A 26,957-nucleotide genomic window follows, 5' to 3' on the forward strand; every position below is an offset into this window, starting at 1 on the left:
GATGTGTGTGACGGCGTCACTCGGCGCAGTCTGCCAGCACGCGCAGCTTGTTCGCCACTGGGGTAGACACGGCCAGGTGCAGGCGCAGCGCGGCGTTCGGGTCCAGCCGCTCGGGCGACGCGCCAAGGTGGCTGACGAAGCGGTCCTGCCAGCTCAGCGGCTTGCCGCGCGCGGCGACGGCGGCCAGCACCGGCTCGCGCACCGTGGTGGCGGTCCAGTCGATGCTGAACACCGGCGCGGTCGCCTCGCTGGACGACGCGCTGGCATCGATGCTGCGTTCACCGGCGGCGAGGTCCTCGTGCATGACGCCATGGTCGTCATGGCCCACGCCCATCACATGGCCCATCTCGTGGGTCAGCACGCTGAGCAGGTCCATGCGCCCGGCCGCAGCGCCGGAAGCGGCGGCCAGGCCGCTGCCGGTCTGCACGAACTCCAGGCTGTCCTGCGGCGTCGCGTCGACGAACCAGCCCCAGCCGGCGGCGTCGCTGTCGATGCGGATCAGGCCGGCGTCGCTGTCCGCCTCGCCCAATGTCAGGCCAGTCAGGCTGGCCATGCTCACCTTCACGGCATCGAGCTGCGCGAGTTGCGCGGCCGTGACGCCGGTGGCCACCCAGGCCTGGCGGGCCTGCGCGACAAGGCTGGCCAGTTGCTCGTCGGTCACGGCCTGGGCAGCTGGTGCGGACGCGGCGGGTGCCTCCTCCGCCAGCAGCACCGCGGTCTGGTTCTCCGGATGCGCCTGCTGGTTGCCGTTGCGCAGGTTGCCGGCCACGAACAGCACCAGCTGGCCCTGCGGGTCGCGGATCTCGATGCGGGCAAAGTCCTTCTTGCCCGGCTCGCCGTTGTCCGTGAACGTGAACCAGATGCGGTAGCCGGACACGCCGTTGAAGCGGCCCAGGCCCTCGCCCACCATGGTGTCGAACGGGGCCTGGCGCGGCAGGTGGTTCAGCGCCGGGTCGTCGAAGCAGTCCACATCGAGCAACTGCTCCAGGTGGAAGCGGTTGCCCTCGAAATTGACCTGCAGGTTGTTCGGCCCGTCGTCGATGTCGCAGTGCAGCGTGAAGCCGTGCGTGACGCGCATGCCGTCTTCGGTGAAGACGCTGCCGCCGCCGGTCATGCGGCCCTCGCCATGGACCGGCGCGGTGACGAGGTAGTGCGCCGGGTCGTCGTCGCGGACGACGGTGCCGGTCACCACGTCGGTGCCACGAACCTGGGCAACGTTGACGTGGGCGCCTGCGGCGGGTGCCGCCAGGTTCAGCCCTTGCGTCGTGTAGCGCCAGGTCTCGCCCGGGTCCAGCAGGCCGTCGCGGTCGCTGTCGCCGACGATGTTGGCGCCCTGACGAACGATCAGCGGCTGGTAGTCGTCGGACGGGTTGTCGGTGCCGGCGTCGTCCAGGACGCTGACGCCCGAGAGCGCGCGCGTGCCCAGGTTCTGCACGAGGAAGGTGAAGACCGGCACGGCGCCCGCCGTCAGCTGCACCGGGTGGTCGGCGTCGTTGGCATCCTCCGTAACCGTGGGCCGGGTTGGGTCGACGGCGTTGATGGCCTTGGTAATGCGGATGCCGGACTGGCCATCGCGCACCGTGCCGAGGTAGTGCGCCAGGTCGGTGTCGCTGTAGCGCTGGCCGTTGTCGTCCTGCGCCAGCACCGTCGCGGTGTTGGCATGCTGGCCGAGCAGCGCCGTCGTGGGTGCGCCGATGACGCCGGCGGACGTGAACAGCCAGACCTCGTCGACGCCGAGCAGGCCGTCGGGGTCGGTGTCGCCGCTGACGTAGACCGGGGAGAAGCCGTCGGAGTCGACCAGGTCCAGCAGGCTCAACGCCGCGCCGGACTGGTTGAAGACCTGGTAGGTCCAAATCGTCGACGCGCCGACGGCCAGGATGGGGCCGGTGGCCGTGTCGGCGTCTTCATAGCGGGTGGGCGACAGCGGGTGCACCGCATTGAGCGCCTTCTCGATGCGGATGGCGCCTTCCTGGCCGCGGTAGCTGGCGGCGTCGCTGTCGCTGGTCGTGCGGCCGGTGCGGCCGTCGGTGCCCGTGGCGGTGGCGATGTTGGTGTGCAGCCCGGTCACGGCCACGGCGTTGCCGGCGCTCGTGCCGGCTGATGTGTAGCGCCAGATTTCGCCGACGTCCAACAGGTTGTCGCGGTCGGCGTCACCGATGTTGAAGCCGCCGCTGAGCACGGCGGCGGGCGTGAAGTCATCGCTCGTCACGCCCGGCGTGCCGGCGTCGTCGCGCAGCGAGTTCACCGTCAGCGGCCCGTTGCCGGTGTTGCGCAGCAGGTAGGTGAAGGTGATGGGCGTGCCCAGGTTCAGCAGCAGCGGCTGGGCGGCATCATCTGCGTCCTCGGCCGCAGTCGGGTTGGCCGGGTCGGCGGCGTTGATGGCCTTCTCGACGTCGATGCGCGCCACGGCGCCGAACAGGTTGGCCGGGTCGTCGTCGCGCAGCGTGGCCAGGTTCACCGTGTTGGTGGCGCTGACGTTGGCGTAGTTGGTGTATGTCCCTTCTGGCGCCGCGCGGACGGCGGTGTAGAGCCAGGCCTCGCCGCGGTCCAGCAGGCCGTTGCGGTTGTAGTCGCCGGTGTTGTAGACCCTGCCCCCGGACGTGATCGTGACCGCTGCCGGCGTGAAGTCGTCGCCCGGCACGCCCACGGTGCCGGCGTCGTCCACCAGCACCACGTCGCGCAGCGCATCGTTGCCGGTGTTGCGCACCGCGTAGCTGAAGACCACCGTCGAGCCGGCGACCACGACGACCGGCGAGGCGGCGTTGTTGGCGTCCTGCACGACCGTCGGAGACAACGGCCGGTCGGCGTTGATGGCCTTGACGACCTGAAGGCCGGCGGCGCTGCCGAAGTGGTGCGCCAGGTCGGCGCTGGTGGCCGTGGCCGCGCTGGCCGGGTCGCGCACCGTCACGAGGCCGGTGTTGGCGTACTGGCCGGCGGCCACAGTGCCGGTGGCGCGGTAGAGCCAGACCTCGCTGGTGTCGACCAGGTTGTCGCGGTCGATGTCGCCCACGTTGAAGCTCGTGCTGGAAGCCAGCACCGCCGCAGGCGTGAAGTCGTCGCTGCTAACGCTGACGGTGCCGGCGTCGTCGCGCAGAGAGGTCACCGCGAAAGCGGTGCCGCCGGTGTTGAACAGCTGGTAGGTCCAGACGACCGTGCTGCCCACCGCGAGGATGGGGCCGGTCGGGCTGTCGGCATCTTCGTAGGCCGTGGGCGCGTTCGGGTTGACCGCGTTGACGGCCTTCTCCAGCCGCACGCCCAGTGGCTGCGGCGTGGCCTGGCCGTTGTGGTGGGCCGCGTCGCTGTCCTGCACGGCCGTGCCGCTGACCGCGCCGGTGCCGCGCACCGTGGCGACGTTGGCATAGGCGCCAGCGACCGCCACGTAGCCACCGGCGGCAGTGCCGGCCGACGTGAACTGCCAGGTCTCGCCGCTGTCGACGAGGTGGTCGTGGTCAAAGTCACCGACATTGAAGGTCTGTCCACCCTCCGTCACCGTGACGGCAGCGGGCGTGAAGTCGTCGCCGGCAACGGCCGGCGTGCCGAAGTCGTCAACGATGCCGGTGAGCTGCAAGGCCTCGGTGCCGTCGTTGACGACCAGGTAGGTCCAGGTGATGGGCGTGCCCACCGCGAAGGTCCGGCCCGGCGCGCTGTCGGCGTCTTCGGTGGCCGTCGGGTTGCGCGGGTCGGCGGCGTTCACCGCCTTCTCGATGCGGATGGCCGCGGTCGGCGTGCTGATGCCGTTGCCGTTGTAGTGCAGCAGGTCGCTGTCCAGCAGCCCGTTGCCGGCCGCCGAGGTGCCGAGCACCGTGGCCACGTGGCGCTGCAGGCCGGCCTTGGCAAGGTTGCCCGCGGGTGCAGAGAACAGCCAGGCCTCGCCCACCTCCAGCAGCAGGTCGCCATCGTCGCCACTGACGTAGACCGGCACGATGTCGTCGCTCAGCACGCCGGGCGTGCCGGCGTCGTCGAGCAGGCTGACATCGCTGATCGGGGCGCCATCCGGGCTGAGGTTCTGAACCAGATAGGTCAGCGTCAGCGCCGTGCCGGCGGCCAGCGCCGGGCCGGTGGGCAGGTCAGCGTCTTCGGCCGCCGTGGGCGCCAGCGGCTGCAGCGCGTTGATGGCGCTCTCGACCTGGATGACCGCCGTGTCCGGCGCGGCCGGCACGCCGCCGCTGGGCGTGCTGCCATGGGCCGTCTGCAGCGGCGCCAGCGTGCGGTCGTCTTCCTTGCCGCCGGCGTCGTCGTGGCGCGCATGGCCGTTGCCGGGCTGCGGGTCGCGCGGGGCGCCGTGCTGCTCGTTCCACTCGGGGTCGTCCTGGTTCACCAAGCCGATCTCGCCATGCGGCTCGGCCAGCGAACGGTCGGCACCACCGGCATAGGCCAGCTCGGTGATGAAGGCCTGCGTGTGCGGCGCCAGCAGGCGGTTGACCGTCGGCGCGCCGAAGCGGGCGAAGGGCACGATGAAGCTGTTGAACTCGCCGGTCCAGTCGAACATGCGGTCGTGGCCGGTGTTGGCGATCAGCACGTCCAGGCCGCCGCCGCCGTAGGCGAAGTCGCCGGTGCCGCCGGTGTTCTGCACGTCGGTGGCGTCGTCTGTCTCGTCGTTCGCGCCGCCGTTGGTGTCGAGGTTGTCGTCGAGCTGGTGATAGTCGTCGCCCAGGCCGCCGAACAGGCGGTCGTGGCCGGTGCCGCCGAACAGCGCGTCATGGCCGCCGTCGCCGAAGATCCAGTCCTTGCCGTCCTCGATCAGCACGCCTTGGCTGAAGGCGTCGAAGTTCAGCAGGAAGTTCTCGACCTTCAGCAGCGGCGCGTCGGCGTCGTAGAAGTCGAGCTTGCGGGTGACGGTGTCGTACTGGAACGGGGCTGCCGTGGCGGCGCGCACGTCGTCGTAGAACGGGGCCAGCGCCTCGGCGCCGGAGAGCGCGTCGTTGCCGTCGCCGCCGTGGATGAAGTCGTCGCCCAGGCCGCCGTAGATCACGTCGTCCCCGCCCTGCCCTTCCCAGGCCAGCAGGTTGACGGTCTTCTTCAGGTAGCCGTTCAGGTCGACCACCGCGCCGGTGAACGGGCCGGGCAGCTCGATCATGCGTTCCGTGCTGACCGTGATGCCGTACAGCGGCTCGGCCACGCCGTTGCGGCTGGTGGAGATGCGGCCGTCGTCGCCGACCAGGCCGTCCTCGCCGCTGCCGCCGAACAGCCGGTCGCTGCCGGTGCCGCCGTACAGGTCGTCGTCCCAGCCGTCGCCGTAGAGCACGTCGTTGCCGCGCCCGCCGTGCACGATGTCGTCACCGTCCTCGGCCTTGACGAGGTCGTTGCCGCCAATGGCCGCCGCGTCGTTGCCCGGCGTGTAGTCCAGCAGGTCGAAGGTGCGCACGACGATGCGTTCGCTGCCGCGCGGCTCGGTGAGCTGCGGGGCGGCCGGGTCGGAGCCGATGTCCACCGTGGCGTCGTAGGCGAATTGCAGCGGCGCGCCATTGGCGCCCAGCACGCGCAGGATGACCGCGTTGTCGCCGGTGATGACGTCGGCGTCGAAGGCGTGCTCGGCGATCAGGCTGGTGCGCGACTCGCCGCCGGTGCCCAGCGTGTTGCGGTCGATGCGCAGGCCGGCGCCGCCGAACAGGATGTCGGCGCCGTCGGGGCGCAGCGTCGGCGTGGCGAAGCCGTACAGGCTGGAGCTGCCGCCGATGATGTCGTCCTGGCCCAGGTTGCCGAAGACAACGTCGTTGCCGCCGCCGCCTTCGATGTAGTCGTCGCCGTCAGTGGCCAGGTTCTCGGCCGAGGCCTGCACGACCAGCGCGCCGCCGGCCGTGATGGTGGCGCCGACCGGTGCGCCGAGGATGGAGCCGTCGCCTTCGATGATGTCGTCGCCCAGCTGGCCGAAGATTTCGTCGTCCTGAGCGCCGCCCGCAATGCGGTCGTCACCCCAGACGCGGATGGCCGGGTTGTCGGCCTGCTGCTCCAGCGCGGCGCTGTGGTCCAGCAGGCGGATGCGGTACTCGCGGTGCGTGGGCAGCAGCGCCGTGGCGGCTGCGGGCAGCACGCCGTCGGGGTCGGCGTTCAGCGGCCGGCCGAGCGCGTCGACCGAGGCCGTCTGCGAGCGGCCCTCGCTGGCGCCGGCCACCTCGCTGTACAGCGTGGCGCCGGTCAGCGTGGCGAAGCGCACGTCCAGGTTGTCGGGGCGGAAGTAGATGTCGGCGTTGTCCCCGGCGATCACGTCGTGGCCGGTGCCGCCGTCCAGGCGGTCGTCGCCGTCCAGCGCGCCCACCACGTTGCTGCCGCCGATGACGATGTCGTCGCCGTTGCCGGCGAACACCACGTCCTGGCCTTGCTGGCCCAGGATGATGTCGCTGCCGTCTTCGCCGTAGACCAGATCGTCACCGCTGCCGGTGTTGGTGGTCGTGTTGATGGCGGTGAAGGCCAGCGTGCGCTGGCCGGCCAGCAGCAGTTCGGGCGCCAAGGCCGGCAGGCTCTGCGTGGGCAGGTAGGCGCCGGCTCCATTCGCAAGGACAGCTTCGGCCAGGCCCTGGTCGCCGAAGACCAGGTCAGCGCCCGCGCCGGCGCGGATTTCGTCGCTCGCACCGCCGCCGAGCAGCACGTCGTTGCCGCTGCCGGCCGTGATGTTGTCGGCGCCGTTGTCGGCGTCCTGGAAGGCGATGGACGCGATCGATTGCACCGTGAACAGGTGCACCGAGAACGGCGTGGCCGCCTCGTCGACGGTGCCGGTGCTGACCTGGCCGTTGTCGCCGAAGACGATGTTATGGCCGTCGCCGGCCTGGACCACATCGGCACCGGTGCCGGCTATGACGATGTCATGGCTGTTGCCGACGTTGATGCGGTCGGCGCCGCCGATGCGGCTGGCCGCGGCGATGGACCAGACGCGGTCGATGTCGTCGGTGCGCTGCGGGTTCAGCGCGCTGCCTTGCAGGATCTCGGAGGCCAGGTAGTCCGCCAGGCCGTGGTCGCCGAAGACGATGTTGCTGCCGTCCAGCGCGGCCGTGCCGCCCTGGCTGGCGAAGGCGTCGATGAGGTCGTCGCCACCGCCGCCGATGAGGATGTCTCGACCCACGCCGCTGCGGATGCTGTCGTTGCCGTTGCCGAACTCGTTGGCCGCGCCGTTGATGGCGCCCCAGTCGATGGACGTGACGAGGCCCAGCACCTGCACCTGGTAGTCGTCGTCCGTGCCGGCGGGCGTGCCCACCGGGCGGTTGGCGCCGCTGTCCACGCCCAGGATGCGGCCGTGGTCGCCGAAGACGATGTTCTGGCCGGCGCCGGCATCGATGCTGTCGCCGCCCTGGCCGCCAACGATGATGTCGTTGCCGACGTCGTCGGTGATGGTGTCGGCCGCGCCGAAGGCGGCCGCGGTGTCCACGCTCTCCAGCAGGTCCAGCGTGCCCAGGCCGGCCAGCCCGGTCTCGACATTGCCGAAGTAGTCGGCACCCAGGTAGCTGACATGGCCCTGGTCGCCAAAGATAACGTCGGACTCGCTGCCGCCGTCGATCACATCACTGCCGTTGCCGCCAAAGATGCGGTCGCGGCCCGCGCCGCCAAGGATGCTGTCGGCCGCGCCGTTGCCCGGCTGGGCCGTGCGCAGGTCCTGGATGAAACCAGTGGTCAGCAGCTTGTCGCTGGCCGCCAGGCTGAACTGGCTGATGCTGGCGTTGCCTGTGGCATAGCCGAACACCGCCGCCCGGCCGCTGGCCGCGGCCCAGTCGGCATACACCCGGCCGCGCGGCACGTCCTGCTGCGCCACGCCGTGGTCGCCGAAGATGACGTCGTCGCCCGTGCCGCCTTCGATGCTGTCCGCGCCGGCCACCAGGCCATCGCGCACCGGGCCGAAGGCCAGCGTGCCGACGCCGGCATCGGCCGTCACCACCACCAGCGTGCGGGTGATAGGGTCGACGTTGAAGCCGGAGTCGCCGTAGACGATGTCCAGGCCGCCGTTGGCGACGATGCGGTCATCGCCCGAGCCGCCGGCCAGGTGGTCGCCCGCGCCGGTGCCCAGGATCGTGTCGTTGCCGGCGCCACCGTAGACGACGATGCCCAGCGTCGTGCTGTTGGCGTCAGCGCTGGTGAACAGCGCGCTGGCGTCGATGACGTCGTTGCCAGCCTGGTGGAAGGGGTTGGCGCGCGGGAAGCGGAACAGGTCGTCCGCCGTGCCGACCTGGTCGAACAGCTTGGGTCCGAGCACCAGGTTGTCGCCGCGGCTGGTCTGGTTGGCCATGCCGCTGTACCAGGTGCCGTCCTGCGAGGTGTCGCCGTAGACCACCAGCGGCGAGCTGGCGCCGGCACCGCCGGTGACGGTGATGGTGTCGCCGCTGATGGCGCTGCCGCCCGGCGTCAGCGCCAGGTTGCCACCGCCATGCACGGTGGTCAGCGTGCCGTGGCGGGCCGGGCCGCGGTTGGCGTCGCGGCCTTCATCGGCCGGCACCAGGGTGCCAGTGATGGTGAGGCGGTCGTTGCCCTCGCCCATCAGCAGGTTGAGCACCTCAATGCCCGACTTGCCGGTGGCGGCGTCGCCCCAGGTGATGCCGCCGGGGAAGACGCCGGGTTCGCCGAAGCTGTTGGTGCCCACCACCAGGTCCGGCGCCAGGCCGAAGCCCGTCAGCCCGGTGGCGCTCAGCACGCCGACCTTGTCCTCGCGGCTGGCGTCGTCAAAGATGTTCAGCGTGTCGATCTGGTCGCGTTCGTCGGGCTGGGTGCCGATCTGCAACAGCGGCGCATTCAGCTCGGTCGGCAGCAGCACGGCGGGCATCAGCGCCCGCTCGCCCAGCGTGCCGCCCACGACGGAAAGCGGCCCGCCCAGCTTGGTCAGCAGATGCTGCTGCGGCGCCCACACCTTCTGCGTGGTCGGGTCGATGGGCAGGCTGGCCGCATCGAACCCGGCGTTCGCCGTCACGGTGACGGTCTGCGGCACGTACCAGTTGCTGGCGGTGAAGGTCAGCGACGTGGGTGCCGTCAGAACCTGGCCGTCGGTGTTGATGGCCACGACGACATCGCCCACCGGCGCCTGGGTCAGGCGCACGGTGTAGCTGTCGGCCACAGACTGGTCGCCCGGCGTGGCCGCATCGTCCTTGACCACCTGGGTGCTGCCGCCGCTTTGCAGCACCAGCACGCCCGGGGCGTCGTCGTCATGCACGCTGACGGCCAGTTGGGCCAGCTGGCCGGCATAGGCCGGTGCGCCGTTGGTGGCGCTGACGGCGGCGTTGATAAAGCTGCGCTTGAAGTCCTCGCGGGTGGCGTCGTCCACCGCCGTGACGGCGATGTTGATGCCTGTGGCCGCGCTGGCTGCGTCGAATGTGACGCGCGCCTGGCCGCCGCCCAGCAGCGTGACACCGGCACCGGCCAGCGTGACCTGCTGCGCGTCGTAGCTCAGCGTGACGGTCACCGTCTGGCTGCCGGTCAGCGCCTGGCCCAGGCGCAGGTTGACGCTGTCGGCGATGCCGGGCGTGAAGCCTCCGGCGTCGGCCGTCAGGCTGCCTTCCAGCACCAGCGTGCCGCCGTCGCTCTGCGTGAAGATCAGCTCGGGCGCGTCGTCGTCGACCACGGTCACCTCGACATTGCGCACCTTGGCGAAGTCGAAGGTGGCGATGGACGCCGCTTGGTCGTTGGCCGCGCTGTTCAGCGACGCGTCCTCGGCAATCGCCCGCACGCTGTGGTTGACGGTGACGGTGCGCTCGCCTTCGGCCAGCGCATCGCCGACGCCGTAGACCTGCACCGCCTGCTCCTGGTCCCAGTTGGCGGACGTGAACTTCAGCACCAGCGCGCGGTCGGGCGTAACGACGGTCTGGCCGTCGATGGCCACGTCACGCGTAAAGCCCGAGGGCAGCGTGCGCGCCAGCCACAGCCCGTCGCCGCCCGCCATCTGCTCCTCGCGGTTGGAGCGGGCCGCCGACACGGTGACGTAGACCGCCACGCCCTCGGCCGGCCGGGAGGCCAGGCGCACCTGGTAGGTGTCGACGCTGGCCGCATTGCCGGTCAGGCCTTCGCGCACCTCGGTGCTGCCGCCGCTCTCGCGAATGACCACCGCGCCGGTACTGGCCTGGGCCACGGTGGGGTCGATGCCGTCGACCGCGATGCCGTCGTACAGCGAGCCGGGTGCCGTGACGCTGTGGCCGATGCTGCTGGAGCTGCCCTCCAGCTGCTGCATGACGATGGGCTCGGCCACGTCGCCGCCCACGTTGATGCTGTCGCTGCCCAGGCCGCCGATGACGCGGGTGATGACGCCCACCGGCGTGCCCAGCACGTAGAAGTCGTCGTCGGACTCTAGGCCGTCGACCTCCAGTACCTCGATGTTCTCGAAGCGCACGTTGACGCCGGCGCCGAACACGCCGTTCTCGGTGATGACGAAGTTGTCGGCGAACTCGGTGCCCAGCACGACGACCTTGTCGAAGCCGCTGCCACCGTCCACCGACACCGGCGCGTTGATGTTGTATTGCACCGTGTCGTTGCCGTCGCCGGGGCGCACGTTCATCTGCGCCGCGGTAGAGACATCGCTGGTCAGCAGCGGCACAGCCACGCCGTTGGCATCGAGCTTGATGTCGCCGTTGGCGTCCGTCTGAGCGAGAGCGAAGGCACGGACGATGAACAAGTCGTCGCCGGCATCGCCTTCCAGGCGCAGTTCGGCCTTGTTGGCGTAGACGTTGAAGCTGTCGTTGCCGCTGCCGCCCTGGGCCACCAGGGGCGCGGACGCGCCGCGGCTGACATAGCCGCGCGTGGTGGCGATGGTCTCGAAGGCGTCGCTGGCCGGCAGGTTGGCCGGCTGGCGCTGGCTGCCGTAGAGCTGGCCGATCTGGAAGGCGTCGTCGCCGCTGCCGCCGTCCAGGCTGGTGATGGCGCTGTTGTCGTCGACGGCGAAGTAGTCGTTGCCGCCCAGGCCGAAGACCTGCAGGCGGCCGTTGAGGTTGGCGTCGTAGTTGATGCGCTGCACCGCCTGCGAGCGCACGCTGCCATCGGCGCTGGCCGTGCGGGCCTGGTCCAGCGAGCCATGCAGCAACGCGACGAAGGCCGGCGCGGTGGCCAGTTCGGACGGGATGGTGGTGCTGCGGCGCAGCAGGAAGATGTCGTCGGTGGCGCCGGCAGCCGCGCTGCCATCGATGCCGAAGATGGACAGTTCGTCCACGCCGTCGTCAAGCGCGCCGGTGTCCAGCACGTTGATGACATGGTTGCGCTCGGCACCCTGGCTGCCGGTGGTGTAGACCACGACGGCGTCGGTGTCGGCCTGGCCGTCCAGCGTCAGCGTGTCGCCGATGCCGAAACGGTCCACGTGCATGGAGCCCAGGCGGGTGACGGTGAAGCGGTCCTCGCCATCGCTGTTGGCCGTGGGCAGGTTGGCGCCCACTGTGACGGTGGCGCTGCCGTAGGCGCTGGTGTTGGCGTCCAGGTCGGTCTCGTAGAACTGGAAGCTGTCGCTGTCGTCGTTGCCGAAGATCTGCGTGAAGCTCTTGGCGTTGGCATTGGCCTGGGCCAGGTCCGCCGGGGCGCCGGACTTGCCGATGGTGCCGCGCAGCAGCATCGTGCTGCCGAAGCCCACGTCGGGGTCCGTCGGGTCCAGGCTGCCGTCGGCCTTGCGGCGCTCGTCGCCGCGGATCTGTATGCCGGTGCCGGCCAGCACGCGGTTGACCGACTGGGTCACCACGTTGTCGCCCACCCACAGCATCACGCTCAGTGCGGCCACGGCCTCGCCGGTGCTGACGGTCAGCGCCGCTCCTTGAGCGATCTGCGCGCCTTCGCCGCCGTCGCCGGCCAGCAGGTAGAGGTCTTCGCCCGTGCTGAGCACCAGCGACGGGTCGCCGTTCAGGAACACCGGCGTCAGCACGGTGTCCGGCACGGTCAGGCGGATGTCGCCGGCCAGCGAGCGCGCCGCCAGCAGGTTCAACTCGCGGTCGGTCTCGCTCAGGTAGACGCCGGCATCGCCCTGCACATAGACGCGGCCGTCGCGCACATAGGCGCCGGCAACCACGCCGCTGTCCACGTCCAGATCGTTGCCGAACTGGCCGACGCTGCCGGCATGGGCCGCCAGGTCGACGCGGCGCGCCGTGATGTTGGGCAGGTCTTCGCCATCGGCGGCAACCTCGGCGCGCTGGTCGCGGATGTCACCGGCGCGCGCCGCCAGCGACACGTCGCCGCGGTTGGCCAGCACGGTGTTGACGCGCAGGTTGCCGGCGATCTCCTCAATGTAGACCGAGCGCTCGGCGGCCACCGTCAACGCGCCGCTCTTGTCGCCCACGCGCAGGCCGCTGGCCACGCTGTCGACGAGGTCGGTCTCGATGAAGTTGCCGGTGCTGCCCACGGCGCCGGCCAGGGCCGTCAGCGTGATGTGGATGCCGCCGATGTCGGCCAGCGAGCTGGTGTCGACATCGCTCGCGTCGGCGTCGACGATGCTGCGCGGTGCCAGCAGGAAAACGCTGTCCGTCGTGGAGCGGATGCCGCCCACGCGCAGGTCGTCGCCGTCGGTGGCATCCACCGCAACGATCTCGCGCCAGGGGTCGGCTTCGCTGCCGATGAAGCCGTTGGTGAGGATGTCGACGAACTCGCCGCCGGCCTCGATGTTGCTGACGCCCAGGATGTTGACCACGCGGGTGTCGGCATCGGGGTCACCGGCATCAGCGGCGCTGATGCGCACATGCTCGCCGGCCTCGGCCAGCGAAAAGGTCCAGGTCGCATCCACCGCAGTGGCGGTGCCGGTGGCCACGGCGGCCGCCGGGTAGAGCGCGCGCACCGGCTGGCCGTTCACCAGGGGCTCGGGTCGGTAGAAGCTGTAGTAAGTGCCGCTCTCCGGGTAGCTGTTGCGGTTCTGCACGGTCACCAGCACACCGTTGGCGGCCTGGCGGCCGCCCTCGATGACGCTCTGACCCAGGCGCACGACAGTGTCGCCACCGGCGGTCAGCGTGTCGATGTGCGGCGTCACGCCGCCGGCCGGTTCGGCAAAGAAGTCGCGGAAGCGCGCGGATAGGTCCAGGTACAGGTTGCCACCCGCCTCGCCCCACGTCTGCGAGACCTGGGTGGGCGCGTTGATCAGCTCCACCCGCACCGGCGACGCCGCCGAGCCCACCGAGCCCTTGGCCTCGATGCCGTGGAAACGGCTGACCAGCGCCTCGGACGTGCCGGGCAGCACCGCCTCCAGCGTGTTCAGCACGGCCGTCTGCTGGTTGCCGCCGGTGAAGGCGGCGATCTGCACGACGTAAGGCGTCTGGCCGGCCACCTCGATCTTGACGAGGTCGCCGACAACGAAGCCTTCCGCCAGCCAGCTGCCGCCATCGTTGCGCGTCAGGCTGTCGGGCGCCGCGCCATTGGTGGCGAAGGCGATGACGCCCTCGTAGCGACGTGTGGTTTCGCCTTCGAAATCCGCCGGCACGGTGGCGCTGTGCTCGTCGCCCAGCTTGCCCGTCGTGATCAGGTAGGTGCCCGCCGGGTTGGCGCCGGCCTCGGCCAGGATGTTGCCGCCGGTGTTGAGGATGCGGGTCTCGCCGATCGGGTTGTTGATCTTCTTGCCGTAGCGCAGCGTGATGTCGGCAGCGCCCAGGTTGCGGATGTCGATCAGCGCCGGCTCGTAGGTCTCGTTGAGCCGGAAGTTCAGCGACACGGGGTCGCCGCCGCGGTCCAGGTGCACGCGCGGCTGACCCTGCGGGTCGATCAGGTCGATGCCGTTGATCAGCAGCGGCTTGTCGGACGCATTGGTGATGCGCACCGTGTCGAAGCCGTCTGCAAACGTGAACGTGCCCCAGTAGTGGCTGCCGATCTGCTGGCCGCCGGAAATCTCGCTGCGCGCCTGGAAGACGATCTCGCCGAGCTGGTTGTTGGCGATGTCGCCGACCTCGATCTGCGCGCCCACCGGCGTGCCGGGCGCCGGATGCGCCTGGCCGTTGACGGTGACGTTGACGGCGCGGTCGATGGTGCCGTCGGCACGTACGTACAGCTCGGGCGCCGGGCCGGCACCGACGACGACGTCGGAGTTCCAGGCGATGGCGCGGCGGTCCTCGGAGATGCCGTCGCTGATGAAGCCGTTGTTGGCCTGGCCCAGCAGCGCCAGGCTGTTGAAGCCGGCGACGTTGTTGAGCGGGCCGGCGGGCACGGCGCTGCTGGTGGCGCTGCCGGGGCGCGGCGCCACGGTGACGACCACGCCGGCATCGCCGTCGATGAGGTTGCTGACGGAGCCGGAGTTGTCGCCCGGCTCGGACGAGCCGCCGAACAGTCCGTACCAGCGGCCGTCGGGGTCGCGCACGGCGTTGACCATCAAGTGGCGCGCCTCCATGTCCATGCCCTGGCGGCCGGTGATGGCGGTCAAGCCGGCGGCCGTGCCTTCCAGCAGCACGAGGGTGCTGCTGGTCAGGTCGTTGTCGGCCCGCGCGGTGGCGCCACCGGCGAAGCCGCCGGCCGTGGCCTCGGAGCGGGCGATGGGCAGGATGTTGCGCGCCAGCGCGCTGGCATCCACCGTGCGCGCATCGACCGTGGCGCCGCTGCCGAACACGGCGTTGGTGCGGGCAATGACGTCGTTGGTGGCGGTGGCCTCGGACACCGAGATGAAGCCGCCGCCCTTGCCCGAGGCGGTCGCGCTGGTGATCACGTCGGTGATGGCGCTGAGCTTGAAGTCGCCCGCCGCTTCGATGTTGACCCCGCTGGCGTTGATCTGCGGCGAGGCACCCTCGTCGCTGAGGCCGCGCACGACACCCGGCGCCGCATGGCCCACGAAGGCATTGCTGCGGCTGTCGTAGTCGACGCTGGCGTTGGTCACGCCCACCTGGATGAAGCCGCCCGAGCGGCTGTTGCCGAAGGCCGAGACAGCGCCGGCCGACAGCGTCGTGATGCTGACGTCGCCGCCGCTGCGCACGAGGTCGGCGTCGATGGAGGCTTGTACGTCGGCAAAGAAGTCGGCCGTGGCCTCGGGCACCTGCACGTCGGCAAAGGCGCCGCCCGCACCGCGCGCGGACGACGAGGACTGTCCGTCGCCGATGGGCGGGCTGACCTGGCGCAGCGACACGCCGCCCGGGCCGAGCAGCAGGTTGACGGCGTCAGCGGTGGTGTCGGTCAGGTCCAGCCGCAGCTGGTGGTTGGCCTGGGTGCCGCCGCTGGCAGCCAGGGCCACGCCTTCCTTGCCGAGCTGATGCACACCCTGGGCGTTGCCCACGCTGATGGCGGGCACGATAACGCCGTCAGGCCCGCGCAGCTGGAAGCTTCCGCCTGAGCTGTTGACGACCGTGTAGTTCAGGCCGCTCTGCAGGCCGCCGAGCGTGACCGGCACGAGCAGGTGGCGCACGCCGGCGGTCGACGTGCTCGGGTCCAGCAGGATGTCGGCGCTGCGCAGCGTGGCGCCGCTGGTCTCGTCGGTCAGCACGTCGCCGGCAAAGGTCAGCACCGTGGCGCTGACGCTGGCAATGGTGCGCTCGCCGTTGTTGCTGCCGGTGCCCGTGATGTTGATCTTCTGGCCGGCCACGAAGCCGTCGGCCACCCAGCTGCCGCCGGCGTCGCTGCGGGTGATCGTGTCGACGGCGCTGGCCACTCGGTCGAACACCAGGCCTGGGACGGTCGCCTGCGTGGTGCCGCTGAGCTTGACGCGGAAGGCGTCGATGACCTGCACCTTGTACGTGGCGCCGTCGATCAGGCCGCCGATGTTGGCGCCGTTGGTGCGGTAGGTGACGACCTGGCCATTGGCCAGGCCATGGCCCACGTCGGCGTCCGGCGCACCGTCACCATTGGTGTCGATGCGGTTCTTGATGTAGATCTCGTTGTTGTCGCTGGCCGTGAACTCGCCCTGGCCGTTGGGCCCGGCCTGGTCGACCGCGTCGCTGCTGAAACCGGCGCTGGCCGGCGCGCGGTAGGTGACCAGGTCGCCGTCGGCAAAGCCCGCCAGGTTCAGGCGGTTGCCGCTGCTGACCAGGCCGCCCTGCGTGGCGTTGAAGGTGACGGGCGCGGTGAGCGCCGTGGCCAGCTTGATGGTGCGGTCGTCGATGACGCGCACGTAGTAGGAACCGGGCGCGACGATGTCGCCAGCGGCACCGCCGCCGGTGTAGACGATGCGGTCGCCGGTGTTGAAGTTGTGCGGGCCGCCGAAGACGATGAGGTCGCGGTCGGTGTCCACGCCCGACGTTCCCGCGCCCAGCGGGAAGGGGCTGCCGGCGTTCAGCGCCGTGCCGTTTGTGGCAGCGCCCAGGGCCAGCGTGTTGGCGTCGACGGCGATCACGCCGTAGTCGCGGTCAGCCACCAGCGTGACGCCGGCCGGGCTGACGGACGTGGCGGTGCCGATGGCAGCGCCGCCGTTGGCGCTGTAGGTCACCACGTCGCCGGTGGTGAGACCGTGGCGCGTGAAGGCGATGGTGTTGTCGCCGATGCTGACGCCGTTGTGGGCCAGGTTGTCGTCGAGTTGCAGGCCGCCCTGCTGCTGGCGCAGTTCGGCGTTGACGGCAAGGTCGCCGCCGGTGTCGATGCGCGTGCCGCCGCCAACCCAGGCCTGCACCGTGGGGCGAATGTTGATGTCTGACACCGCGGCGCCGACCGAGATCAGGCCCCCGCCCGCCGCTGTGGCGCTGGCATCGCCTTCGGCCGTCTGAGCGATGGCGTCGATCCGGAGCGCGCCGCGGGTGTCCAGGCGCACGTCGCGGCCCACCCAGGCCAGGGTGCTCGGCGTGACCGTGGTCTGCGCCTTCGTGCCGCGGCCGCTGATGAGGCCGCCACTGGCGACGTTGGACGTGGCGTAGGCGGCGTCCTTGGAGTCGGCCTTCACTGCGACGCTGCCGGCGCCAATGATGTGCGTGCCGTCGGCGATCCAGGCTTGGGTGCTGGCGTTGTTCGATGCACTGGCCAGCGCCACCTGGACACTGATGGTGCCGCCGCCGCCCAGTTGCGTGCGCGCGCTGGCGGTGCCTGCGGCCGTCTCGGCCGTCACCTTCATCGCGCCGGCGATGTCCAGCGTGCTGGCATTGCCACCGGCAAAGGCCTTCGCCGCACCCGAGACCTCGGCGACCGCCGAGGTGACGCCGACGTCAAGCCCCAGGCTGACGTTGACGAGGTTGGTGCTGGACTGCGCGCTGCGCTGGTCCACCGTGGCCTCGATGTCCAGCGAACCGGCTTCGAGCGTGACGCCCGAGCCCACCCAGGCCGCGGTCTGCGTGGCGACGGTCGCCTTGGGCACCATGCCCGAGATGGCCACGCCGAGGCCGACCGTGACGCCCGAGGCGTCGGTGACGGCCAGCGCGTCGGACGTGGCGGTGACCACCACACTGCCGGCCACGTCGACCACCGTCGTTCCGGCCGCCAGGCTTTCGCCTTGGGCGCCACCGATCCAGGCTTCGACCGGCCCGTCGATGGTGGACGCCGTGTTCACGCCCGCGCCGCTGCCCAGTGCCGAGAAGCCGAAGGCCGAGGCATTGGCGTCGGTGCGCAACGTGGCATCGGCGCGCACGGCGAGCGTGCCGGCCTGAAGGTCGGCGCTACGCCCGACGTAGGCACTGACGGCGGCGCTGTCGATGGCGTTGGGGTTGAGCACCGAGACGGTGAGCAGGCCGCCGCTCACGCCGGTGATGTGGGAGGTGGCGCTGGAATCATTGACGGCGTCGATGGTCGCGGCCTGGTCCAGGCGCAGCGTCGCGGCGCCACCGCCGGCCGGGCCGGTGCGATGGGCGCCGACGAAGGCTTCGGTCTGGCTCCGGATGACTGCGTCGGATTTGGCCACCGTGATCGTGGCGCCCCCTGCGCCGACGATGACGGCGTCGGTGTCGACGTGTTCGGTCGACTTGGCGTCAATGTCGAGCGAGCGCGCATTCAGCGTCGTGGCCCGGCCGACATAGGCTCGCGTGGCACCGTCGATGGTGGCCGAAGGCACGAAGGCCGCGATGGCGATGGCGGCACCCGCGCCGCCATAGGCGTTGGTGCTGGCGGTGGCGGTGGACGTGGCGTCGATGACCACGTCGGTGGCCGTGATGCTGCTGGCCGTGGGCGAGGCCTCGGTGTGGTCAGCGCCGACATGGGCATCGGTGGTGCGGTGGATGCGCGTGACGCCACCCACGCCGGTGGCGCCGGCGATACCGATGGTCAGCGCGATCGATTGCGCCTCGGCCTCCGACGTCGAATCGGCCTTGACCTCCAGCCCGCCACCTGCGGTGATGCTGCTGGCGCCGCCCAGCGCGGCCAGCGTGCTGCCGCCGATGTCGGTGGTGGGCAGCGTGATGGCGATGCCGGCTGAGCCGGCGCCGACGCCGTCGGTCTCGGCGCGAGCGAACTGGTCGGAACTGGCCACGACCCGCACCTGGCCGGCGGCGGACAGCGTGACCGTGCGTGCCGTCGCCGACACGGTATTGCTGATCGTCGCGCTGGCCTGCGCCCCGGCGGCGCCCAGGCTGGTGGCCGCCGCGACACCGACCGAACGTGCGTTGATGGACTGCACCGCCGAGGCGGTGATCACCAGGTCACCGCCGCCCGCACTGGCCGACGAATCGGCCACCAGGGCCGTGACACTGCCCCCGATCTGGTTGTCGGTGAGCGAGACGCCCACCGCGATGCCGCCTCCGGCAATGGCTGCGGCGGCGGCGACCACCACGGCCGAGATGTCGGAACTGTCCGTCGCCTTCACGCCCAGCGCGGTGCCGGCCAGCACGGTGGAGCCGCCCGTGATCGAAGCCTCGGTCAGGTGCGGTGTGGCGGCGTCGCCGCTGCCGCCGATAATGTTCATCGCGCTCGACCCGGCGCCAGAGGCCGCGCCGACCGAGCCGGACACGGCGATGGCCATCGACAAGGTCTCGATCTGGTTCGCCGAGGTGGCGTCGACATCGACACGTCCGCCGGTGGACTGCAGGCGCGATGCGTCCACATTGGCGCGCACCCGGTTGTCGACGTTGTTGGTGGCCGGCGAAGCGCCAATGGCGACCGCACCCCCGATCGCCACGGAGATGGCCAGTGCTGCCGCCACGTTCTCGGCCTTGATGCCGGTGTCGTCGCTGGCGCTGATGCGGATGTCGCCGGCGGCGCGCAGGCCCTCGTCCGGCGAAGCGACGCCGGGTGCGCTGGAAAGCACCAGGGCCTGGGTGTCGTTGGTCACCGTGTTGTTGGTGACGCTGGCCGCGCCGGCAAGGGAGACGGCGCCGATGGCCCCCGTGATGGCCAGCGAGGCGCCCACGGCCAGTGAATCGATGCGCCCGCTGGAGGCGCTTTCGACGGTGATCGTGCCCGCGCTGTCGAAGCCCGAGTCGTCGACCTGAGCCAGGGTGATGTTGTCGATGTGGTTGTCGGCGAAGGCGATGCCGAAACTCACGGCCACGGCGCCGATGGCCACGGCGGCGGTGACCGAGGCGCCGACCGCGTTGGCCATGATCTCGGCGTCGCTGGCCGCCCGCACGGTGACACTGCCGGAGCGGGCGAAGACGCTGTCGGAGACCGTGGCCTGCGTGGTGTTCGCGATCGCGTTCTGCGACACGGCGCCGGCGGCGGCCACGGACACGGCGGCGAACAGGGACACCGAAGCCGCGCCTGCGGCGCTGACCGACAGCGCATCAATCTTGGCGTCGGAGTCGGCGGTCACGCGCACCGCGCCCAGGGTGCCGCCATTGCGTGAGGTGACGGTGACGCGGTCGACGGACGCCCGTGTGGTGTTGCCGATCTCGTTGATGGCCACCGAGGCCCCGACGGCCGCACCGACACCGGCATAGATGCCGCCGGCCAGGGCGAACGACAGCGCGGCCGCATCGGCCTTCAGCGCGGCCTTGTCGGCGGCGGTGACCGCATAGGCAGCACCGGTGCGCAGCTGGAAGCTGGCGTCCTGCGTCGTCGCCTGCACGGTGTTGTGGATCTTGTTGAGCGATACCGCGCCGGCGCCGGCAATGGCCACGCCCACGTCGACGCCGACGCCGACGCTGGCCGCGCCGGCCACGGTCAGTGCCGTGATCCTGGAGGTGGAAGCGCCGTCGATCAGCACATCGCCGCTGTCGAGCACGGTGCTGTTGCTGACCGTCGCGCTGGTGCTGTTGCGGATGTCATTGAGCGCCACGGAGATGCCGATGGCCACCGAGACGCCCACGCTGCCGCCCACGCCGACCGCCAGTGCGCCCGCGCCGGCGATGGTGTCGATGACGGCACTGTCGGTCGCGCGCACGGTCAGCGGGCCGCCGGCCGTCACCGTGCTGTTGTGGATTCGCGCCGTGGCCGTGTTGGCGATGTAGCCGCCCGATCCCGAGCCCGCACCCGCAATGCCGATGCCGGCGCTGGAGCCGGCCGCCACGGCGCCCGCGACGCCGAAGGAATAGGCGCGGATCGATGCCGCCGATTCGGCCTCGACACGCGTGCCGGCCCTGGCCACCACCGTCGAGCCGTCGATCGCAGCCGTGATGGTGTTGGAGATGTTGTTGACCGACAGGCCGATGCCGATGCCGACGGCCACGCCGGCGGAGCTGGTCCCCGCGCCGATGGCCAGCGCGGCGCCGCCGGAGTCGGCGTCGATGTCGGCGCTGTCCGTGGCGGTGACGGTGACGCTGCCGCTGTCCAGCGTGGCGGACGACGCGTAGATGCGCGCCTCGACCGTGCGCGCGATCTCGTTCTTCGACGCGGCGCCAGCGCCGGCCACGGCCACGCCGACGTTGCCGATGCCCGCAGACAGGCTGCCGACCAGGCTCAGCGCGTCGATGCTGCCGCTCGACACGGAAGCGACGGTCAGCCCGCTGGCATGCGCCACCGTGCTGGCGTCGATCTCGGCCCGCACGCTGCCGGTGATCTCGTTGATCGACAACGCGGCGCCCACGGCGAGGCCGATGCCGGCACTGCTGCCGCTGGCGGCGATGGCCACCGCGAAGCCGCCGGCGTCGGCGCTGACGCTGCTGTCGTCGGTGGCGGTGATGGCCACCTTGCCACCGGCATCGACGCTGCTGTCGGCACGCAGCTTGGCCTGTGTGCTGTTGCGGATGCGGTTGTAGCTGAAGGAACCGGCCAGGCTGCCGGCCAGCGCCGCGCCGCTGCCCGAGACGCTGGCACTGCCGGCCACGCCCAGGGTCAGCGCGGAGATGCTCGACATCGACTGGGCGTCGACCGTGACATCACCGCCGCCTTCAACGCTCGATCCACTGACCTCGGCCAGCACGTTGTTCGCGTCGCTGTGGCCGATGCTGTTGACGGCAAAGGCCGCGCCGAAGGCGATGCCGACCGTGGTGGACGAGGACGAGAAGCCCAGCGCGCCGCCAATGCCGCCGGCCAGCACCTGGACGGCGGTTTTGTCGGCCGCGAGCACGCTGATCGAACCCACGCCGGTGTTGACCGTGCTGTCGCGCAGGGTGGCCTCGGTGTCGGCGTCGATCAGGTTGACCGAACCCGAGCCGGCAACAGCTGCGGCCACGCCGCTGCCCTGCGCGCCGATGGCACCGGCCACGGCTGCCGCCAAGGTGTAGGCGCCGATCTTCTGAGCGCTGGTGGCCTGCACCGTCAGGTTGCCGGCGGCGCCGTCGGCCCAGGTCAGCGATGCATGGGTCACGTTGGCGCGCGCGCCACCGTCGACGATGTTGACGGCCACGGACACACCTGCGGCCACGGCCAGCGAACTGCCCTGCTGACCGCTGGCAAACGACAGCGACAGACCGCCGGCGGCCGCCGTGATCAGCGACGTGTCGCTGGCCGTCACGCGGGCGTCGCCAGTGGCCAGAGCGGCCGTGCTGTAGCCGTAGTAGGCCGAGGTCTCGCCACTGATCAGGTTGACGGTCACCGAGCCGGCCAGGGCCACTGCCGCGGAACTCCCACCACCGCCGCCACCGCTGGTGCTCTGGCCCGAAGCCATCGCGCCGGCGCCGCCCGCGGCCAGCGAGATGATGCGCGACTGGTTGTCGCCACGCACACGCAGCGTGTCGACGCTGGTGGCCTCGCCGCGGGCATTGCCGCTGAGCTCGAAGGCCGTGTCTTGCACCGAGGCGCGGGTGTCGCCGTCGATCTTGTTCAACGAGAAGGCACCCGCCAGTGCCACCGCAGCGGAGCCGCTGTTCACCTTCGCGAACGCCACGCTGCCCGTCACTGCGAGGATGCCCAGGTTGTTCTCGGCGTCCACGGCCACGAAACCGGCCTTGACCTGACCCGCGTCGGCAATGGAAGACTGGACCTGATCGTCGACCAGGTTGATCGACACCGCGCCCGACAGCGCAATGCCAGCCTTGGGTTCGTTGTTGCTGCCGCCTGCCGCACCCGCGGCAGCCGGCACGCCGGGTATCGACTGGCCCTGCGTTGGGCTCTGTGGCGCCTGCGTCGCGGTGGCGTTGGCAGGCGTGTCGTTGTCGGGCTTGGCCACGGCGCCGGCCACGGTGAAGGCCCAGATGTCGCCGTCGATCTTGGCCAGCGTGCTGACGCCGTCGGCCACGTCGATGCGCTGCACGGCAGACACGGGTGTGCCGGCCACCGCATTGGCGGCGCCGATGAGCGCGCGCGTCTGGCGGTCCAGATCGTTGATGGCCACCGAAATGCCCACGCCCAGCGTCTCGCCCGCGGCGATGCCGCCGGCCCAGGTGACATTGGTCGTGAGGTCGCCTGCGTACAGGCGCGCGTCGCGACCGGTCACGGTGGCGGCGGCACCCAGCAGCGCCAGCGTGTCGCTGGTCTGGCCGGCATAGAGCACCGTGCCGCCGATGGCGAAGGTCTTGCCGTTGGCCCAGGACTGCGCCAGGTTGACGTTGAGGATGGCCTCCTCGGCCTTCATGTTGAAGCCGCCGTCCAGACCGCTGTAGACGCTGGCGCCGTCCTGCACGATGGCGTGCGTGGTGTTCTTCTGCACGCTGATGAAGATGGCGCCGCCGGCGCCGCCCGTGCCGCCGTTGACGCCCGCCGGATTCAGGCTCAGCGATTTCTTGGCGCGGTACTTCTCCCAGAGCTTGGCATCCGCGGCCGAGGGGCCAATGATGGGCACGGCGTCGATCTCGAAGTCGGGCAGCGAGAACACGCCCGTCATGTTGATCGTCTGCTGGTAGTTGGTGGCTTCCACCGACACCACCTGCTCACCCTTGCCGTCGCCCTGCCGATCCGCCTGGTTGACGTGGGGGTTGCCGCTGCCCGGTTGGCCGGGCAGGTCGATGTCGCTGCGCCAGCCCAGGTTCTGGTTCAGCGCGGCGCCGCCCTCGACCACGGCTTCGGAACGGTTCGTGAACACCAGCACCGAGACCGAGCCGGCGACGCCGATGTCCTCCGCCTCCGAGGTGGCCGAGGTCCAGGTGTTGAAGAACGCGTCGACAGCGCCGAGGTTGAGATTGAGGTACTTGGTGATCGCGCTCAATCCATCGTTGCGGATCGCATCCGTCAACTCGCCCCAGGACAGCGGGATGAACTGGTCCGCGCGCGTCAGGATGGGGTAGCTGACATCGGAGATCACGCGCAACGCGCGCAGCGCATCGAGCCTGGCGCCGCCGTGCACGGTGGCCAGCGCGGTGTTGTTGGTGAGGTTGATGGCCACCGCCACGCTGGCGTTGTTGGGCGCGCTGGACGAGCTGTTGCCGCCGCCCGCCAGCTGTTGCGGCTTGGTGCTGCTGCCCGCGCTGATGTTGAACTTCTGGGTGATCAGCGCCTTGACTTCGAGGTCCTCGTTGGACTTCAGCACCGCGTTGGCCAACACATCGCTCGTGACGACGTGGTCGGCGTAGGTGAAGGCCAGCCCGCCGGCGATGGAGAACTTGCCGCTGGCGCCGGCTTCGGGCTTGGACGCCACGTCGCGGTAGCTCGAGGTCAGGCCCTGCAGCAACTTGTCGGCGATATTGGGCGTGAGCTTGCCGGGCACTTCCTTGAGCTGCTCGGTCACGCCCTTGGGGTCGGGGTTCTCGCTGTTCAGGCCGGCACTGGCGGTGGCCTTGTCGGTGGCCGACAACTGGGCAACGATACCGATGCCGGTGGCGAAGCCGGAGTCCAGCACATGCTTGGCGTAGAGCTGGTGGCCGTCGCCGGTGGCCGCGCCGATGTCGATGAAGACACCCGCGCGCGACTCGTTCTCGCTCTCGGCCAGGCGCAGCACCTGCGCGTCGGCAAAGCGCGAATCGCCCTGCAGGTTCTGCTCATTGGTGCTGGCGACGACGTAGTAGGTGCCGCCGTCAACCAGCCCCGGAATCGCCGTGCCGCCCGCCGGGGCCTTGTAGACCACCGCCTGGCCCAGTTCGAAAGCGTTGAACACCGTGCCGCTGCGCTGGACGGTGATCGTATTGGCGGCATCACTGACGCCTGCGGCACCGAACAAGTGGCTATTGTTCTCGGTCGGCTGCAGGACCTCGGTGCGCAGGTCGATGATGTTCAGGTACTCGAGACCGGCCGCTGCGCGCAGCGCCTGCGTTTCGGTGTCGGCCAGCTTGATCCAGCCGTCGCCACCGGTGATGACGTAGTAGGTGGCGCCGTCGCGCAGACCACCGAGGCTGGTGCCACGGCGGTTGGTATAGGTAATGGTGTCTTCCGTGACCAGCGCGTTCGGCCCGACATAGATGCGGTCGTTGTCGTAGTCGACGTAGCCGAGCTGCGGCGTGCCGTCGGGGTTCAGCCCGGCCAGCGGGTCGATCTCGATCTTCACCGTGTAGCCGAGATCCGGGTCGGCGTGGGCGATCACCGTGCCGTCGACGCTGGTGCGGATGTCGGCCTTGGAGAAATTCAGGCCAAAGGCCAGACCCGCCTTGCCGTCCGCGAAGATGCCCGACTCCGCCTCTGCTTCGGAGGTGCTGCCGCCCTTGGCGGTGATGTTGGCCGTGAGCTGAGCCTCGATGTGAGCGCCCGTGGCCACCGTCACCAGCGAGGTGGCGTTGGCATCGCTGACCGCCAGCGCCAACGCGATCTGCGCCTTGCCGGGGTTTTGCGTGCTGTCCATCTCGCGCTCGGTCGACGCGTTCATGCCGGCCGTGGCTTCGCCGGTGGCGGTGATGACTACGGCGGCGCCCGAGGTGATGCTGACGCCGGTCTGGATGTCGATGCGCGCATCGGCCACGGCACGCGTATAGCCCACGCTGAACAAGCTGCCCTTGGCGACGCCCGAGGCGTCGGCAGCTGCGGTGGCATAGATGCCGACCGTGCTGCTGCCTTCGATCACCACGCCCTCGTGCAGCGTGATGGTGGCGCTGGAGTTCTTCACCAGCAGCTTCACCGGCAGCGCCAGCGAGTCGGCCAGCACGCCCTGCAGCGGCGAGATGATGAAGTTGTCGACTTCCTTGGGGACGCCGGCGGCGTCGGCGGTGCTCTTGTCCTCGGCTTGGGCGATGAGGTACACGCCACCGCCCTTGAGCGTGGCGTTGGCACCGACGTTGATGTCGACGTTGCGCGCGGTGCCGTACACCGGCAGCAGGTTCTCGAGGTCGGCCAGGCCGGTCAGGCGCGCGCGCAGCACGATGTCCGCGTCGCCGGTGTCAACCACGACACCCGGGTTCACGGCAATCCGGTCAGCCCAGATGTCGAGGAAACCGCCCTGGGTGGCGATGCTGCCGCTGATGACCACGCTGTCGATGAACCCGTCGTCCTCGGGCACCTGCGCCAGCGCGGCCACGATGGGCATGCGGCTGCCATAGACACGCAGGTCGGCGCTGTACAGGCTGTCCAGCGACTTGATCTCGAACTGATCCGCGCCGTCCAGGCCGTAGACCGACAGCGAGTCGGCCGGGTTGTCGAAGACGATGCTGGTGCTGTAGTTGAAACCGTCGAAGAACTTGAAGCCGACGAAGCGCACCTGCATCTGGCCATCGGCGGCCGTGCCGTAGTCCTCGATGACGAAGCGGTCATTGAAGAGGGTGCCGAAGATGATCTTGTTGAAGGCGTCGCCGCCGACCAGGTCCTGGCGGTCGATGCCGGTGTAGACGATGGTCTTGCCGTGCAGCACCACGGCGCCCGCCGCGTCGAGACCGGCCGGGTTGAAGACGGAGTACTCCCCACCCACGCCGTCCTGCACCGAGATGCCGTCGTAGGTGCCACTACCCCCGGCCACGCTGCCGCTCAGCGATCCAGACGCCTCAAAAACGAACAGGTCATTGGCGGTCAGGTCGGCACCGACCAGATTCTCGAAGCTCGAGAACTTCACCCCACCGACGTCGCCGCTGTTGACGCCGCTCACGGTCCAGGTGATGTGGCCTTCATCAGGGCCGGTCAGCGTGTCGGCAGCACTGCTGCCGATCAGGACTTCGATGCCCTGGAACGCAGCCACGTCGGTGGCGCTGGGGGCGTCGCCGCCCAGCGACATGGCCACGGCGGCGCTGCGAGCGGCAAAGCTGAGCGTGTCGACAGCCGGCGTGGCGGCTTGGGCGTCGTCCAGACCGCCGTCGATGGCGCCCGAAAGCGAGCCGCCAACGGCCAGCAGGAAGGTGTCGGCGAGTTGCCCGCCAAGCAGGTTCTCAACGCTCGCGAAAGTCAGGCTGCCGTCGATCGTGCCGGCGTTCGGTCCGTGGATGAGCCAGGTATGCGCCTGCGTCTCCGACGCAACGATGCCGTCATCGCCCAGCCCGCCGTCAATGCCGCCGGGCAGGGTCGTGCCGACCTGAAGCGTGAAGCTGTCGGCCTCGCTGCCACCGACTAGGCGCTCGAAGCCGCTGAACGACGCACCCGCTGCATCGCCCGTGCCGGCGCCGGTCACCGTCCATTGGGTGTCGATGTCAGGTCCGAAATAGGTATCGCTGCCGCTGCCGCCGTCAAGGTTGGTGGGAATCGTGACTTCACCCGCCAGGGTGACCGTGTCGGCACCGCCCAGCGTGCTCACGGCCAGCGACTTGACGCCTGTGAAGTCGGGCAAGAGGCTTCCGTCGAGCGTGACCCGGATGGTGGCGCTGCCATCGTCAGCCTGCGCGATCTGTTCGATGACCACCGTGTCGGCCGCTGCCGTCCCGGTGACGCTGACCACGCCAGCAGCATCCATCGAGGCCGACAGCAGCATGCGCGGTTCCAGCGCCTCGAGCCGCAACGACGGACGCCGAGTCAGGGGCCGGCTCGCCTTCTCCGCCATCGCCACACGGGCCCGCTGAGATTGGACGATTCGGCTCTTCAGCTGGCGCAGCCATTGCATGGCGGTCTCCCTC

General features: G+C 70.2%; 1 protein-coding gene. It reads right to left on the minus strand.

The features are described 5' to 3' along the window. Positions 1–16 precede the first annotated feature (16 nt). Positions 17–26,944: an LEPR-XLL domain-containing protein gene (locus ACG00Y_RS03010; RefSeq protein WP_394475835.1), complete on the minus strand. Its 26,928-nt coding sequence runs from the start codon at positions 26,942–26,944 to the stop codon at positions 17–19. Positions 26,945–26,957 lie beyond the last annotated feature (13 nt).

It is taken from the genome of Pelomonas parva (assembly GCF_043555835.1).
In the GTDB taxonomy this organism is placed as follows: Bacteria; Pseudomonadota; Gammaproteobacteria; order Burkholderiales; family Burkholderiaceae_C; genus Pelomonas; species Pelomonas parva.

What these genes read in the sequence shown, in the direction of transcription:
- ACG00Y_RS03010 (WP_394475835.1), bottom strand. Translation starts at nt 26,944, where the DNA reads ATGCAATGGCTGCGCCAGCTGAAGAGCCGAATCGTCCAATCTCAGCGG.